Source organism: Aquimarina sp. AU58 (genome assembly GCF_900312745.1).
Classification (GTDB): domain Bacteria; phylum Bacteroidota; class Bacteroidia; order Flavobacteriales; family Flavobacteriaceae; genus Aquimarina; species Aquimarina spinulae.
Map to the genome: position 1 here is coordinate 86,939 of NZ_OMPD01000014.1, position 14,668 is coordinate 101,606.

At 32.7% G+C, this 14,668-nt stretch carries 15 protein-coding genes and 1 pseudogene; 8 read left to right on the forward strand and 8 right to left on the reverse strand.

The window, feature by feature from the left end; translation table 11 throughout:
• Nucleotides 1-7 precede the first annotated feature (7 nt).
• Genes DK441_RS12080 through DK441_RS12095 form a run of 4 tightly spaced genes read left to right on the forward strand, consistent with a single transcriptional unit; the run spans nucleotide 8 to nucleotide 4,441 of the window.
• Nucleotides 8-1,024 carry a sugar phosphate nucleotidyltransferase gene (locus tag DK441_RS12080; RefSeq protein ID WP_109850949.1) on the forward strand — a complete coding sequence of 339 codons (1,017 nt, stop codon included), beginning with the start codon at nucleotides 8-10 and terminating at the stop codon, nucleotides 1,022-1,024.
• A gap of 36 nt (nucleotides 1,025-1,060) precedes the next feature.
• Complete coding sequence (locus DK441_RS12085) at nucleotides 1,061-2,434, forward strand: tetratricopeptide repeat protein (RefSeq protein ID WP_160112075.1); 1,374 nt, start codon at nucleotides 1,061-1,063, stop codon at nucleotides 2,432-2,434.
• Between the two features lie 7 nt (nucleotides 2,435-2,441).
• Nucleotides 2,442-3,215 (forward strand): DUF4292 domain-containing protein, encoded by a 774-nt coding sequence (locus tag DK441_RS12090; protein WP_109850951.1) that lies wholly within the window; start codon nucleotides 2,442-2,444, stop codon nucleotides 3,213-3,215.
• Nucleotides 3,212-4,441: a murein hydrolase activator EnvC gene (locus DK441_RS12095; protein ID WP_109850952.1), complete on the forward strand. Its 1,230-nt coding sequence runs from the start codon at nucleotides 3,212-3,214 to the stop codon at nucleotides 4,439-4,441. Before DK441_RS12090 ends, DK441_RS12095 begins: the two co-directional genes overlap by 4 nt.
• A gap of 12 nt (nucleotides 4,442-4,453) precedes the next feature.
• On the opposite strand, the gene DK441_RS12100 is transcribed toward DK441_RS12095, so the two are convergent.
• Together DK441_RS12100 and DK441_RS12105 are read right to left on the reverse strand one after the other, a co-directional pair.
• Nucleotides 4,454-4,963, reverse strand: a complete 510-nt coding sequence (locus DK441_RS12100) for an acyl-CoA thioesterase (protein WP_109850953.1) — start codon at nucleotides 4,961-4,963, stop codon at nucleotides 4,454-4,456.
• Between the two features lie 154 nt (nucleotides 4,964-5,117).
• Nucleotides 5,118-6,113 (reverse strand): SPOR domain-containing protein, encoded by a 996-nt coding sequence (locus DK441_RS12105; RefSeq protein WP_109850954.1) that lies wholly within the window; start codon nucleotides 6,111-6,113, stop codon nucleotides 5,118-5,120.
• A gap of 147 nt (nucleotides 6,114-6,260) precedes the next feature.
• Between DK441_RS12105 and dprA the strand changes: the two genes are divergently transcribed.
• The 4 genes and pseudogenes from dprA to DK441_RS26560 all read left to right on the forward strand — a co-directional run.
• Nucleotides 6,261-7,364, forward strand: coding sequence for a DNA-processing protein DprA (dprA, locus tag DK441_RS12110; protein WP_109850955.1), 1,104 nt, complete (start codon nucleotides 6,261-6,263; stop codon nucleotides 7,362-7,364).
• A gap of 190 nt (nucleotides 7,365-7,554) precedes the next feature.
• On the forward strand, nucleotides 7,555-8,451 hold the full coding sequence (locus DK441_RS12115) for an AraC family transcriptional regulator (RefSeq protein ID WP_109850956.1): 897 nt from the start codon (nucleotides 7,555-7,557) through the stop codon (nucleotides 8,449-8,451).
• 85 nt (nucleotides 8,452-8,536) lie between these two features.
• Nucleotides 8,537-9,658: an aminotransferase class I/II-fold pyridoxal phosphate-dependent enzyme gene (locus tag DK441_RS12120; protein ID WP_109850957.1), complete on the forward strand. Its 1,122-nt coding sequence runs from the start codon at nucleotides 8,537-8,539 to the stop codon at nucleotides 9,656-9,658.
• Between the two features lie 10 nt (nucleotides 9,659-9,668).
• A pseudogene (locus DK441_RS26560) lies at nucleotides 9,669-9,857 on the forward strand (DNA-protecting protein DprA); the annotation flags it as partial.
• A 16-nt stretch (nucleotides 9,858-9,873) separates the two neighbouring features.
• On the opposite strand, the gene DK441_RS12130 reads toward DK441_RS26560, so the two are convergent.
• The 6 genes from DK441_RS12130 to DK441_RS12155 all read right to left on the reverse strand — a co-directional run bounded on the left by DK441_RS12130 (nucleotide 9,874) and on the right by DK441_RS12155 (nucleotide 14,629).
• Complete coding sequence (locus DK441_RS12130) at nucleotides 9,874-11,202, reverse strand: DUF6624 domain-containing protein (RefSeq protein WP_109850958.1); 1,329 nt, start codon at nucleotides 11,200-11,202, stop codon at nucleotides 9,874-9,876.
• 75 nt (nucleotides 11,203-11,277) lie between these two features.
• Nucleotides 11,278-12,096 carry an AraC family transcriptional regulator gene (locus tag DK441_RS12135; protein ID WP_109850959.1) on the reverse strand — a complete coding sequence of 273 codons (819 nt, stop codon included), beginning with the start codon at nucleotides 12,094-12,096 and terminating at the stop codon, nucleotides 11,278-11,280.
• Between the two features lie 183 nt (nucleotides 12,097-12,279).
• Nucleotides 12,280-12,636, reverse strand: coding sequence for a SnoaL-like domain-containing protein (locus DK441_RS12140; RefSeq protein ID WP_109850960.1), 357 nt, complete (start codon nucleotides 12,634-12,636; stop codon nucleotides 12,280-12,282).
• Nucleotides 12,633-13,514 (reverse strand): sterol desaturase family protein, encoded by an 882-nt coding sequence (locus DK441_RS12145; protein ID WP_109850961.1) that lies wholly within the window; start codon nucleotides 13,512-13,514, stop codon nucleotides 12,633-12,635. The genes DK441_RS12140 and DK441_RS12145 overlap by 4 nt, the downstream gene beginning before the upstream one ends.
• A complete protein-coding gene (locus DK441_RS12150; RefSeq protein WP_035096058.1) occupies nucleotides 13,511-13,690 on the reverse strand; it encodes a hypothetical protein in 180 nt (59 codons plus the stop codon). The genes DK441_RS12145 and DK441_RS12150 overlap by 4 nt, the downstream gene beginning before the upstream one ends.
• A gap of 69 nt (nucleotides 13,691-13,759) precedes the next feature.
• Nucleotides 13,760-14,629: a GyrI-like domain-containing protein gene (locus DK441_RS12155; protein WP_109850962.1), complete on the reverse strand. Its 870-nt coding sequence runs from the start codon at nucleotides 14,627-14,629 to the stop codon at nucleotides 13,760-13,762.
• Nucleotides 14,630-14,668 lie beyond the last annotated feature (39 nt).

The following is a 14,668-nucleotide window of genomic DNA, read 5'->3' on the forward strand; positions in this document are numbered from 1 at the left end:
AAATAGCATGAAAATCATAGTACCAATGGCAGGAAGAGGATCGAGACTAAGACCTCATACGCTCACAGTTCCTAAACCATTAATTCCGGTTGCCGGAAAACCAATAGTACATCGGTTAGTATCTGATATTGCTAAAGTTTTAGGAGAACCAGTTGAGGAAATAGCCTTTGTATTAGGTGATCCTGCTTTTTTTGGAGATGATGTAGTAGAAAGTTTAACAACATTGGCAGAAAGCCTGGGAGCAAAAGCATCTATTTATAGGCAAGATCAACCCTTGGGAACAGGACACGCTATTATGTGTGCCAAAGAATCTTTGTCAGGACCTGCAGTAATTGCTTATGCAGATACACTGATTAGAGCAGATTTTAACCTCGATAAAAATGCAGACTCTGTAATTTGGGTAAAACAAGTAGGCCAACCAGAAGCTTATGGTGTCGTAAAACTAAACGATAGTAACGAGATTGTAGAATTAGTAGAAAAGCCTAAAGAATTTGTGTCCGACCTGGCGGTAATAGGTATATACTATTTTAAAGATGTGGCAGTTCTTAAAAACGAATTGCAGTATGTTCTGGATAATAACATTATTAACGGGGGAGAATATCAAATTAATGATGGAATTAAAAGAATGATGAGTAATGGAAAAGTATTTGTAACCGGACAGGTAGATGAATGGATGGACTGCGGAAACAAAAATGTGACCGTAGAAACAAATACAAGAATGCTGGGATTTTTACAAAAAGATGGAGAACATTTGGTTAGTAATGAAGTTACACAAGAAAACTCAACTGTTATCGCTCCATGCTATTTGGGTGAAGGAGTAACGTTAAAAAATGCTACTATTGGGCCCAATGTTTCGATAGGAAAAGGGTGTACAATCGAGAATGCAATAATCAAAAATAGTCTGATTCAGACCAAAACTGTCATAAAAAATGCTAACTTAGACAATGCTATGATTGGAAACAATGCTGTTTATGATGGAAACTTCACTACAGTGAGTATTGGAGACTATTCTATTTTGGAATAATTTATGATACAATATCAGTATTGCAGAACACAGTTTATGATTAACTATTGGAAACATATATGTCTTTTATTTCTATTCTTTTGGGGTGGGAGTACTATGGTTCTATCTCAGGATATAGAGCCTAAACAAGAGATAAATATCGACGATCTGGGAAATGTTTCTGACGAATTTCAAGAGAATTTTTTTGAGGCGCTAAAACAAAAAGCGATTACCAATTACGATAAGGCAATTGAAGCCTTAGAGAAATGTATAAAAATCGACCCTAAACCCGATTTTTTATATTTAGAATTAGGTAAGAATTATTTAGAGTTAAAACGATATCAGGATGCAGAAGATAATTTCGTAAAAGTATTAGATGCTAAGCCCAATAACAGGTTTATCCTCGAGCTTTTGTTCGAAGTTTATTTTCAACAACGAAAATACCAGGAATCAATAGGTGTAGTAGAAAAGTTAGTTGCATTCAACCCTATGTTCAAGGAACAGTTGGCCAATTTGTACTTTCTAGAAAAACGATATGAAGAAGCATTAATCGTTCTTGATGAATTAGATGACGAATTTGGAGCCGATGATTATCGCAATCGGTTACGAAAAAGGATCTCCTCAAAAATTATTAATCCCAATGGTCAAATTAGTAGACTAGAGAAAAAAATAAAAGAAAAACCTAAGGTAGAGCAAAATTATTTAAACCTGATTTACCTGTATAGTAAGGATAATCAAAAAGAAAAAGCGTTTGAAACGGCTAAATTACTATTAAAGAAAAAGCCAAAATCAGAATTCGTACATCTGGCACTATATAAATTTTATCTTGAAGAAAATAATTTTGAACAAGCTATTAGTTCGATGAAGATTGCTTTAAAAAGTAATAAAATAGATGTCGAATCAAAATATAAAGTGATTAACGATTTTTTACCGTTTCTAGATAAGAATCCTCAATACGAATCTCAATTAACAGATATTGTTTCGTTGCTCTCTAATGGTCAAAATAATGGAAAAGTCTTTACAGAATTAGGCCATTATTATTATAAAAATGACAAAAAAGAGCAAGCACTCAATTTTTATGAACGAGGAATTAAAAGTAATGCCAATGACTTTATATTGCTAAAAAGAATATTATTATTACAACTAGACTTAAAGCGATATGAAAAAGTAGAAATAGGAAGCGAATTAGCTTTAGAAATGTATCCTGCACAACCTATTTTCTATTTGGCCAATGGCGTAGCATTAATTCGCCTCGAAAAAGCGGCTGAAGCTATCGAGATTCTTACTATAGGTATAGATTACGTGATAGATGATCTAAAGATGGAATCAGACTTTTACCAACAAATAAGTGAGGCATATCGCAACTTGGGAGATACTACAAAAGCTTCAGAATATCAACAAAAAGTAAATCAACTTCAGAAAAAATCATAAGCGGGTAATGAACAGAATATTTTATCTATTGTGCATTGCTATGATGATGCTTAATTCTTGTAAGGGAACCAAAGCAGTAAGTGCGTCGGGAATCAAAAAACTAAATGCAGAAAAGATAATTGCAAATCACTACAATCGATCTTTTAATTTTAAAACACTTAATACCCGTATAAAAGTAAGATATGATAATGGCAAACAATCTTATAGTCCTAATGCTACACTGCGAATAGAAAAAGATAAAACCATTTGGATTAGTGTAAAGATGTTGGGTATTACGTTGGCAAAGGCACTCATTACACCAGAAAAAGTAAGCTACTACGAGAAAATCAATAACACCTATTTTGAAGGAGATTTTAAATTGCTAAGCGATTGGTTGGGCACAGATCTGGATTATAATAAAGTACAGCAGATGCTTTTAGGACAAGCGTTGTTTAACCTAAGAAAGGATAAATATAAATCTTCAATAACAGGAAAAGCGTATCAATTACGACCTAAGACAGAATTAGCACTTTTTGAACGATTGTTTTTAATACATCCGGATACCTTCAAAATGTATTCACAACGATTAAAACAACCGATCGAAAATAGAGATCTAACGATTAATTATCAAAGCTATCAAAAAGTAGGAAATCAGGATTTTCCGAAAGAAATCTATATTGAAGCACTGCAGGAAAAAGAAAAAACCATGATTGAGATAGATTATAAAACGGTAGATTACAATGCTAAGGTGAGTTTTCCGTTTAAAATACCATCAGGGTATAAGCAAGTCACTATTCAATGAGGTTTTTAAAGATTATATATTTCGTAGGTTTATTACTGGTTTTTAGTCCATCTTTTTCTCAAAGTAGCAAACAACAGCAGCTCGAAGAAGAGCGCCAACGACTTAGAGAAGAGATCGAACAAATGAAAGAGCTACGTGCTAACAACAAACGTAAAGAGCGTTCTGTTCTTTATGAAGTAGAAACGATCAACTCACAGATAGGAACACGTAAAAATCTAATAAAAATAACCAATCAACAAGCTAATTTATTGACCCGGGAGATCAATACGAATTTTAAAAAAATAGAGGCATATCGTAAGGAACTTACAGCACTTAAAAAGGATTATGCCAAGATGATTTCAAAATCTTATAAGAGTAAATCTCATCAAAGTAGAATTATGTTTTTGCTTTCTTCTTCAGATTTTTCTCAAGCCTATAAGCGATTACAATATATGAAACAGTATAACGAACATCGCAAAGAGCAAGCAAACCGAATAGAAAATAATACCAGGGAGCTTCAGACGTTAAATACAGATCTGTCGAGACAAAAAAAAGAAAAGCAAGTACTGATCGAAGAGAATCGCGAAGAACAGAATAAGCTTAAAGAAGAGAAAAAGGAGCAACAAATTTTGATGACTTCTATTCGCAAAAAACAAGGCACCTACACAAAGCAAATCAAGAAAAAAGAACAACAAGCCAGTGCTATTGATAAAGCAATTGAGAAATTGATTCGGGAAGCCATAGCTAGAGCGAATAAAAAAGCAGGTAAAAAAGTAACCAAAAAAGGATCTGCAACCACATTTGCACTTACTGCTGAGGCCAAAATATTGGCCGATAATTTTACATCTAATAAAGGAAAATTACCTTGGCCTGTAGGAACAGGAAGAATAACAAAGAAATTTGGGCGTCAGCCTCATCCTACGCTTCCTAATATACAAATTAATAGTAGTGGGGTAGAAATTGAAACAAGGTCGGGAGAACCTGCGAGAGCGATTTTTGAAGGAGAAGTAATCGCTATACAAAAACTTAAAGGAGCGAGTCGTTTGATACAAATACGACATGGTAATTATATCACCACCTATTATAATATCGAGAATATTAGTGTTAAAGAAGGGCAAAAAGTAGCAACAAAACAAGCAATAGGTGAGGTGCGTACTAACCCAACAACTGGTAGAGCAATTATGAAATTCTTAATCTATCAAAATGCAAAACGATTAAATCCTCAAAGTTGGATTTATAAGATGTAATGAGTGTATAGTCTATACAAACAATGCTTTTAACTCTGTAGCATCACTAGGATTCATTTTTCCTGCCAGAACCAGACTCAATTGCTTACGGCGTAAAGCGGCATCATACCGCTGTTTTTCGAGCTCTGTCTCTGGGGTTATTGAAGGTACGGCTACTGGATTTCCACTTTCATTTACAGCAACAAAAGTGTAGATAGCCTCATTGGCTTTAGTTTTATCTCCACTCTGGCGATCTTCTACCCAAACATCTATATATACTTCCATCGAAGATCTAAAAGCTCTGGAAACTTTTGCTTCGACGGTTACAACACTACCTAGTGGGATAGCCTTATTAAAAGCAACATGATTTACAGAGGCAGTTACCACAATTCGTCGAGAATGTCTACCTGCTGCAATTCCTGCTGCACGATCCATACGAGCTAAAAGTTCTCCTCCAAATAAGTTATTTAAAGGGTTGGTTTCTCCTGTTAGTACCAAATCGGTTAAAGTAGTAAGAGATTCTGAAGGATGTCTGGATTCCATGCAATTTTAAATTTTTTGCAAAGATATGCGGTAATACCATAATGAGAAAATTATAAATGGTATTAATTCATGAGTATTTAAATTTCATCTTAAAGTATTCTATTGCGGTCACGACAGAATACTTACACTATATAATTGTAGTATGATTTTTGGATTACTTTTTAATCAATAACCAAGCTTTAGGGCTTTGTTCTCTTTTAATTCTGGCTAGCGCTTGTACCGCTTCAGAACGGTTTTCATAACTTTCGTATGCTACCTGGTGTAAACCATATCTGTTTACTCCAATAAGATGCGCATTAAACCCTTGCGCTTTAAGTTTTTGTACTTTACTATCTGCATTAGATGCAATTCTAAAAGCACCGGCTACGATATGAAAACTTCCTGATACAGTATTAGATACTTCAGGAGTTGTAGTAATGTTTTCTTTGCCTTTTATAATATTAAGATTAATGGCAGGGAGCGGGTTAGAAATTTCAAAAGTAGCCTCTTGTATCCTGTTTTCAATTTCCTGATTAGCTTTTTGCCATTCCTTATTATTATAACTTACATTAGTATCACTAACTTGTTTCAAACCAAAAAAACCACCAACCCCCAATAGGATTGCTGCCACAGCTGCATATTGTAAATAAGGGCGTTCACTACGTTTTTCTGGTGTAAACGTAAGTGGAATTACTTCTTCGATAGCTTCTACATTCTCCTTATATACTTCGCGCTTGATTTCAATATTCCTTTTAATTACAGGAGATGCAAACGAATGTAACCCAAAAGCTTCTGTAAGATAGTTTACCTCTTGTAAAGGTTCAAATTGTAAGGTGTTTTCTACCGAAGTATAAAATGAACCAATTTTCTCTAATTCTATACGTTGTCCATTCGCCATCTTTTCATTAAGAGATAAAACATAACGTTGGATTTTGGCAACAGCATCTGTATATGAGATGTTTTCTGCAGAAGCAATATAGTTCGCTAACAAGCCATCATTGTTTTTCAATTGGCTATTAAAAGAAATTAATTTTTGAGGAGGATAAAATGTATTAGTTCCATCTTGTATTGTAGCTGGTTGACGCCTGGTCAAAAATGCACCAAAACCTGGTAGAATTATGCATTCATATCGATATAATAGTTCGCTTATATAGTTAGCTGTGTTATTCATTACCCCTTCTAAAAATGTGCTTTCTTCGTTAGTGAAAATTAATTATCCCAAAGGTATAAAAAAATGAAGGTCATTTAAACTCTAGCCGCTGAATTTATTAACAGTTTCGTTTTTTTTTGTTTCTTGCACTGACTTACAAATTATTACATGAACATCGAAAAACTTCTCGCCTTACTTACCCTTAAAAAAGTAACCAATCTTGGGGATAGTTCTATCAAAAAATTAATACGCGAAGTAGGTGATGCAGAGGCAGTACTTGCCGAAAAAACAAACAACCTGCTCAAAATTGATGGAATAGGAAAAATGAAAATCAAAGATTTGCATAATCCAGAATATCGAAAAATTGCAGAAAACGAACTGCAATTTATACAGGAAAATAATATCAATTGCCTGGTATATGATCAACAGGATTACCCAGAAAGGTTGAAACATTGTATTGATGGCCCTGTAGTATTATTTAGTTCTGGGAATATTGATCTTGAACATAAAAAGATTCTGAGTATTGTAGGTACACGACAGGTAACTCGTTATGGAGTACAGTTTTGTGAAGAATTGATAGAAACCCTCGCTCCTGTAAATCCTGTTATCGTATCGGGTTTTGCTTATGGTGTAGATATCACAGCGCAGCGTGCAGCGGTTAAACATAATCTACAAACTATAGGCTGTTTGGCTCATGGCTTAAATCAAATTTATCCTAAAACGCATAAGAGGTATGTTCCACAGATCGAGGAAAACGGCGGGTTTTTCACAGATTTCTGGAGCACAGATACTTTTGATCGTAAAAATTTTCTGGGTCGTAATCGAATTATCGCTGGACTTAGTGAAGCAACAGTAGTAATTGAGAGTGCCGATAAAGGAGGTTCTTTGGTAACTGCCGATATTGCTAATTCTTATAATCGGGATGTATTTGCAGTACCGGGTAGAGCGCATGATCCTTTAAGCAAGGGATGTAATATGTTGATAAAGACCCAGCGTGCCCATATGCTTACCAGTGCTGCTGATCTAATGTATATGCTTAATTGGAAACTCGATGAGAATGAACAACCTGCTGTACAGAAAAAACTATTTGTAGAGTTAGATGAACAAGAAAAGAAAATCTATAATTTTTTAACCGATAACGGAAAAGAGTTATTAGACGTCATAGCCTTACAATGCCAAATCCCTACATTTAAAACAGCTTCTGTTTTGCTTAATATGGAACTTAAAGGAGTTATAAAACCACTACCGGGAAAATTGTTTGAGGCAGTCTGATCAATCTATGGTATAACATCTAATAACTCTTTTATGATTTTTTCACTTGTGTTGGGAGTGTGTAACCATGTTTTGTGACGAGAAATGATTATCAAATAAACGATTTGGAGTTATATCTTAAAATAATAAATATTAGTTTATAGTATTCAGAAATATGGCTATATTTATTAGATAAAAAGTATATAGAATAATGCTCTGTACTCAATTCCCGGATCCAAATGCTAGTACAGGTTCTTTTTATAATAATTTGTGGGAGCAAAACATTTTATTGCAAGCAAAAAGTAAATCTATTGCTTATATAGATAAAAAAGGACCACTATCTTTAAAAGCAACCTTAAAAGGGTCAGAAAGATATATTATAGATAAAGTTCCAATAGAAGTTAATCCAGAGTCAATTTTAATTATAAATGAAAACCATTCTTACTCTAGTATAATTGATTCTGATTGTGAAGTAGATTCTCTGTCCATATATTTTAAGAAAGATTTGGATAAACAAGTATTTGCGGGTTTAATTAAAGAAGAAAGTTTTCTCCTCTCTAATCCTGACTATACTCTGGTAAATATGAGTTTTTATGAATTTAGGCAAAATAGAAGTAAGCTGCTTAAACAATTATTTACTCGACTTTTAAGTCAATTGTCAGAGCCATCTTCGATATTTTTAATTGATGAAATTCACATATCAATTGTAGAAGAATTGATAAGATTAAACTATGGAATATATACTCAAGCCAATAGTTTGAAATATCGAAAAAAAAGCACCAGGCTAGAAATATTTAAACGCATTAATTTAGTAAAAGAATACTTACACTGTTCTTATGGAGAAGATGTAAATCTATCACATTTATCTAAAATAGCATGTATGTCGGAATATCATTTTCTTAGGTGCTTTAAAGAAACAATGGGAAATACACCACATAAATATTTGATTGAGTTACGACTTCAAAAAGCTTTTGAATTATTAAAAAGTGAAGCGTTTTCTGTTCCCGAAATTAGTGATATTGTTGGTTTTAAAGATGTAAAATACTTCAAAAGAATAGTTCAGAATAAGAGTATGTTTAAACATGCTCTATGCAAGATTAAATACTAATTTAAAATTAGCAATTTTTTCTCCTTAGTAATCTTGATATGGTATTAATTTTGGTATTGTATAATATGACTAATACATTTAAGACATGACCATAAAACCATTTAAACTTGAAAGATTTTATACTATTCATGAATTTACTGCCGAATATCTTCTGTGTAGTTCTGATTGTGAATCGATGTCTGTTCGTGACGTACTTTCTTTAGAAAATGGGGCACTAGAAAAATTTCAGGATTTATGGCTTGGATATACAGAAACAAAAGGAAATCCTTTTTTACGAGAAGATATTTCTTCGTTATATAATACTATAACACCAAATGATCTATTGGTGTGCACAGGAGCACAAGAACCTATTTTTTTGTTTTCACAAGCAATTTTAAAGCCCGAGGATGAGGTAATTGTTCAATTTCCTTGCTATCAATCAGTACAATCTATTCCAGAAAGTATTGGGTGCAAGGTTTTGGATTGGACAGTTCGATATGAGAATAAAAAGTTTGTGTTTAATATAAATGATTTAAAGAAGCTTGTAAGTAACAAAACAAAAGTAATTTACCTAAATACGCCACATAATCCAACAGGGTTTCATTTCTCAAAAAGAGAACAACTAGAAATAATAGAGATAGCAAGAAAAAATAACATCATTATTTTTTGTGATGAAGTATATCGGGAATTAGAACACAAATCTGAATATACAATCCCTGCATTTGCTGATATATACGAAAATGGAGTTTCTTTAGGTGTAATGTCAAAAGCTTATGGCTTACCAGGACTTAGAATTGGGTGGATAGCTACCAAAAGTCAAAAAATAATAGAAAATATAGAAATATTAAAAGAATATACTACAATCTGTAATTCGGGACCTAGTGAATTTCTGGCAGGGATAGGTCTTAGAAATAGAAAATCAATATTAGAGCGAAATCTTAAAATAGTAGAAAAAAATATAGCACTGCTCGACCATTTTTTTATTAAGTATTCTGATTTATTCTCTTGGGACAAACCAAATTCTGGTCCAATTGGATTTGTAAAAATTAATTTTGATGAGGATGATATGGTATTTTCTGAAAGAGTTATAAAGAAAAAAAATATACTATTACTACCAGGAGAAATTTATGATTACAAAGGTTTTTTTAGAGTAGGTTTTGGTAGAAAAAATATGCCGGAAACTCTTGAGAAATTCGAAGAATTTATTATTGAAAATTTAATTAAATAATAGCATATCACTATTCATTAAGTTAGATGAGCAAGAAAAGAAAATCTATAATTTTTTAACCAATAACGGAAAGGAGTTATTAGACGTTATAGCTTTACAATGCCAAGTCCCTACATTTAAAACAGCTTCTGTTTTGCTTAATATGGAGTTTAAAGGAGTTATAAAACCGCTACCGGGAAAATTGTTTGAAGCTGTTTGATCGTTAAAAACAGTAATTATTGACTCTTTTGAAGGAGTTCTGTAATTTCTGACCATTCCTTTTTTTCATACCATGAGACAAATTCTGGTTGTTTGGGTATTTGAAATCTACCCTCCCATTTTCTCCAGATAAGAACTTTTAGTATTTTTTTGCAGATTCGTTTAGAACGTTTATTCTCGAATGGGGCAAGATGTAATGACGCCTGATAAAGTTGTTCATTACTAAGTTCACCGTAAAATGATATTGCGTTTGCAATATGTGCATTTGCCGAATCAATGTTTTTCTGATCTATAAATTTTTCGAAGGTTTCAAAACTTTGTAGTGCTTTTTGATGTGAGGTTGCTAATGTTATCTTAGCTTCTTCTGCGCTAGGCCTTTGGTATTTGATTCCATGAAAATAAGCATATACTTCTATTGGCTCAAGAAGCCCTAATGCAACCCTTCTTCTATCTACGTTGGTAGGGTCTTTAATAGGATAAGGAGCGTCTTGTGCCATGCTTGCACCATAGATTTGTTTTTGCCAGGTATCTCGAGCTATCCTATCATTAAGTTCTGCATAATGGTTGGGATCCATATCTCCTTTTTTCATTGCTTTTTCAATTAGGGATAGACATTTTTGTTTAAAAAAAACATCGGGATAATGTTGTGGTATTGCCCAACTTATTTTTGCTCCATCTTCTCCGACAAGTTTATTTCCGGGCCAACCATAAATATCAATGATACTATCGAGCTTATTCCTGTTTATTTCCCACCGGTCTTCGACGGGTTTAAAGAGTAATTGGTATTCTTCTGTAGAGGCATTACTGTTTAGAGCTTTTGTTTTTTCTTCATATTGAGATAATGCAAGTTGATCCTGTGCCCACATTTCTTCCAATTCTTTTAATAACTCTGGGTTTTTAATAGTTTGTATATACTTCCTTTTGTTGTTGCTTACGGCATGTAATAGATCATTCCACCTTAAGTCGTTTCTTAGATTAGATAAGCCTGGATAGGTTGCTGTTAATACAGAATCTCTAAGCCCTGCTTGTATAGCTTTATCTAATGATAAAAATGCTTCGTCATTTTTGTTTTTGGGAGCATAAACAGTTGCTACCATAAAATAGATCTCCCAGTTTTTCTTGGGCATAAGTTCTGCGGCCTCATATAGTTGATTAGCTGCTTCAATATTTTGATTATCATTTAGGGTTCTATATGCATTGATTAAACTACTTACCCATTTTGGATTTTGATCGTTGGTAGTGTATTCTTCCTCAACCACTTTTTCGGTTTCTTTTTTAGAAGTGGTACAACCTAAAATTAAGATTAAAAGACTTATATATACTACTGACAATAAATTATTTTTCATACTATATTATTTAAATGACGCTAACAAAGAAATGTAATGGCTATTTAAAAAAATAGAACAGAATTTGCTTTTATTTTAAATTTTGACGTATTCCTTAGGTAAATAGCCAGTCATAGATTTAAATATCCTTGTAAAATGACTTTGATCAGAAAAACCACAGATATAAGCTATTTCGGTTAGTGAGTATTGAGAAGAGTGTATAATATCGATAGAATGATTCACTTTTAGTTTTCTTGTGTATTCGCCAAAGGTACATTGAAAGTATTGCCTAAAATTCTTTGATATTGTAGTAGGATGAATATTTACTTGATTCGCTAGTTCTTTTAAAGAAACATTTTCGTTCCATCGATCGTTTAGTATATCTCTAACAGATTGCATCCAATACGGAAATCCTGTTTCTTCTTTTGATTTGATAGAATTCTCAATAAATGCCAGAAATAGCATTTCTATAGAATCATGGGATTGTAAATCACTAATTTCGGCTTCATTCATTAATTTTATAAAAGTAAAATGAGAATCATAACTTTTTTTCAAAGCTAGTTCAATTTCTGCTTCTGTATAGTTGTATTTCGTTAAAAAAGAAGTGTCTATTTCTAAGCTTATATGTTTAGATGGAAAATTGTGGTAGACATTTTTGTGTAATTCATGGGCATGATAATAATTTATACATCTCGCAGTTCTTTCAGTTTTTTTTCCTTTTCTATATTCTGTATTATGACCATAAAGTACAAAACTGATTAATGGTTTTTCATGAGAGTGCCAAATACCGGTTTCAATAGGGTTTTTATAATTTGTTACACCTATCAAAAAGTCGTTAAAATCATAAATGTTGTATTTGGGAGCCAGATAACACCCTCTTTTTAAATTGATACTGGTATGATTTAACTTTTGCATGCTCTATTTGTAACTTTTTAAATACTATAAAAGAATAGCATTTGTATAAAAATACAGATGTTTAGCATATACATAACAAGTATTAATCAATTTCCTTGATAAATTTCGATATAAACACTTAAAACTATTGAGGAGAGAGAGCAAATAGACTAGTGACATGCCTATGAATGCTTAAAAATTCTTCTATTTATAAAAGAATTGCTCTTTTATGATTTTTCTGTCACTTACTTCATAGACAATGATTTCGTCGATTACTATATTATCATTATTTACCATGATTACATCTGTGATCATTCGTATACTAAAATGATCTTTACTCACTAATGGATCCGAAACCTCAAAATGATTCCATTTTTTTATATACAAAAGAAAACGCTTTTCTTTTTGAATCATAGCTTCTAAACCTACTACTGATTTTTCCTTAAACTTATCAGGTTCTTGATTGATTGCATCTGTAGCAAATAATTGTTGCTGAGCCTCCAGAAATTTTTTCTGTCGCAGTAGTTCTACTAGTTTGTTAGCTATTGTTATAGTCGTCATGTATTATTTTTTTGGTTTTTAAAATAAGAAGGACGCCAGATAAGACTACCAAAGATGATCTTAAATCGATCACTCCAGGTTCTGCATTGCTTTACATCTCTCCATATATTTTTGTATTCGATAAAATTGATAGTGATAGGATTATTAGAGTTTATATTTTTGGTTAATCCATAGATCACTTTTTCTTCTTCTCTCTGAAAAGTGCCAAATAGTTTATCCCATAGTATAAGTACCCCACCATAATTTTTGTCGAGGTATTTTTGATTAGAACCATGATGTACTCTATGCACAGATGGGGTATTAAATAGTTCATCCAGCCAACCCAGTTTGATAATTCTTTCGGTATGTATCCATGTTTGATATTGTGCAACAAAAATTAGTGAAACTATAGCTTGAAAAGGATTAAAACCAATTAATATCATTGGGATAAGAAAAATCCACTCGATAGCACTTTCTACAATGCTTAATCGCATAGATACCGTTAGATTATAATCTTCAGAAGAATGATGTACACTATGGTTGGCCCATAAAATACGATGTTCGTGTTCTATCCTGTGCATCCAATAATATGTAAAATCAGCGGCCAGCAGGCTTAACACCCAGGTCCAGCCATTCATAGGGATCTCAAATGGTGATAGATGGTAAAAGGGCAGGAGGCAAATGATCCCGACAGAACCAAAGGCTGTTTTTTCTAATAATTGTCCGAGAAAAAATATAACAATGTTAGCTCCAGTATCTTTCCATCTTCGTTCTTTGCTAGTGAAAAAATCTAAGCAAATTTCAAAAAAGATAAGTGTAAAATTGATGATAAAGAAATACGCTACGTAGTCTAGTATTTCTGAGGTCTGGAAAAGTAAAGTAATTTCTTCTATATTCATTTTTGCTGTTGGTTTTCTGGTAAGAAGTATAAAAACCAAAGGAACCACAACAGGCTTAATAACCCCCAAATAGAACCTCGACCATGGTAATAATCGATCACATCTGAGAAGGTATAGAAACCAATACACCCTAAAACTCCTAAGTACCAGTATTTTTGAAACGTAAAGTTCTTCATGCTTTTTTACTTATAAAGCAAAAGTAATAGCAATGTTAAGGAGCTTGTTTGTTAATTTTGGACAATATGTTACTTGGTAGGAATGTAAATCTCGGTAAGTAGTTCGTCTTGGGGAGTATCTGCTTCATCATTAAGAAAAAACTCCAGGGTAGGTTTATCTACTAATTCTAATTGTATGTCTGTCATCCAATGCGAATAAATATAGTCATAGGTCACTATAGAGTCTTCATAACTGCCTTTATGAAGAAACTTAGCATATTTTTGAGGTGTTATTGTTTTGGTTCTAAATAACCCTTCTACTTCAAATTTTAATGAGGATTCTATAATAATACCTGCATTATATCTGCAATATACACTATCGGTAATATCATTGTCATCTAATATCTCTGCCATACATATGGTATCATTATCAAATACATTATTTTTTGATGCATATGCTATGAGTTGTTTCCAGATTTCTTTAATACCATCAATATCATCAAATGTACCTTGATAGGTTATGTATAGAAAATCGAAACTGGGCAATTCTTCAATTTCAAAAGTAATAGGGGATTGTTGACTTACTTTTTGTGGCTCTATTGTTTTTTGAAATAACTGACGTTTAAGCTCCTGGGTTTCTCTAAATTGAGAGGGAGAACAGTTAAATTGATTTTTAAATGCTTTACTAAAAGCTGCGATATCACTATATCCAAGAAAAAAAGCGATATCAGAAATAGTCGTGTCAGAATATTTAATGTATTGTGCTGCTTTTTCTAGTTTAATTCTTTTAATGTACTTTCCGATGGTTTCATGGTGTAGTGCAAGAAATATTCGATTGATGTTTCGATAGGAGTAATACGATACCTCTTCTATATCGTTGATAGTGATATCTTCTTTAAACTTCTTATCCAAAAAATCTAACAAAGACTTGTACCTTTCTAACTGTGTAGGATTACTCATATACAAACATATACATACCTTAACAATGCGATGTTGTTA

What these genes read in the sequence shown, in the direction of transcription:
- DK441_RS12080 (WP_109850949.1), top strand. Translation starts at nt 8, where the DNA reads ATGAAAATCATAGTACCAATGGCAGGAAGAGGATCGAGACTAAGACCT.
- DK441_RS12150 (WP_035096058.1), bottom strand. Translation starts at nt 13,690, where the DNA reads ATGAAGAACTTTACGTTTCAAAAATACTGGTACTTAGGAGTTTTAGGG.
- DK441_RS12130 (WP_109850958.1), bottom strand. Translation starts at nt 11,202, where the DNA reads ATGAAAAATAATTTATTGTCAGTAGTATATATAAGTCTTTTAATCTTA.
- DK441_RS12085 (WP_160112075.1), top strand. Translation starts at nt 1,061, where the DNA reads ATGATTAACTATTGGAAACATATATGTCTTTTATTTCTATTCTTTTGG.
- DK441_RS12140 (WP_109850960.1), bottom strand. Translation starts at nt 12,636, where the DNA reads ATGACGACTATAACAATAGCTAACAAACTAGTAGAACTACTGCGACAG.
- DK441_RS12105 (WP_109850954.1), bottom strand. Translation starts at nt 6,113, where the DNA reads ATGAATAACACAGCTAACTATATAAGCGAACTATTATATCGATATGAA.
- DK441_RS12115 (WP_109850956.1), top strand. Translation starts at nt 7,555, where the DNA reads ATGCTCTGTACTCAATTCCCGGATCCAAATGCTAGTACAGGTTCTTTT.
- DK441_RS12090 (WP_109850951.1), top strand. Translation starts at nt 2,442, where the DNA reads ATGAACAGAATATTTTATCTATTGTGCATTGCTATGATGATGCTTAAT.
- DK441_RS12145 (WP_109850961.1), bottom strand. Translation starts at nt 13,514, where the DNA reads ATGAATATAGAAGAAATTACTTTACTTTTCCAGACCTCAGAAATACTA.
- DK441_RS12120 (WP_109850957.1), top strand. Translation starts at nt 8,537, where the DNA reads ATGACCATAAAACCATTTAAACTTGAAAGATTTTATACTATTCATGAA.
- DK441_RS12155 (WP_109850962.1), bottom strand. Translation starts at nt 14,629, where the DNA reads ATGAGTAATCCTACACAGTTAGAAAGGTACAAGTCTTTGTTAGATTTT.
- DK441_RS12095 (WP_109850952.1), top strand. Translation starts at nt 3,212, where the DNA reads ATGAGGTTTTTAAAGATTATATATTTCGTAGGTTTATTACTGGTTTTT.
- DK441_RS12135 (WP_109850959.1), bottom strand. Translation starts at nt 12,096, where the DNA reads ATGCAAAAGTTAAATCATACCAGTATCAATTTAAAAAGAGGGTGTTAT.
- DK441_RS12100 (WP_109850953.1), bottom strand. Translation starts at nt 4,963, where the DNA reads ATGGAATCCAGACATCCTTCAGAATCTCTTACTACTTTAACCGATTTG.
- dprA (WP_109850955.1), top strand. Translation starts at nt 6,261, where the DNA reads ATGAACATCGAAAAACTTCTCGCCTTACTTACCCTTAAAAAAGTAACC.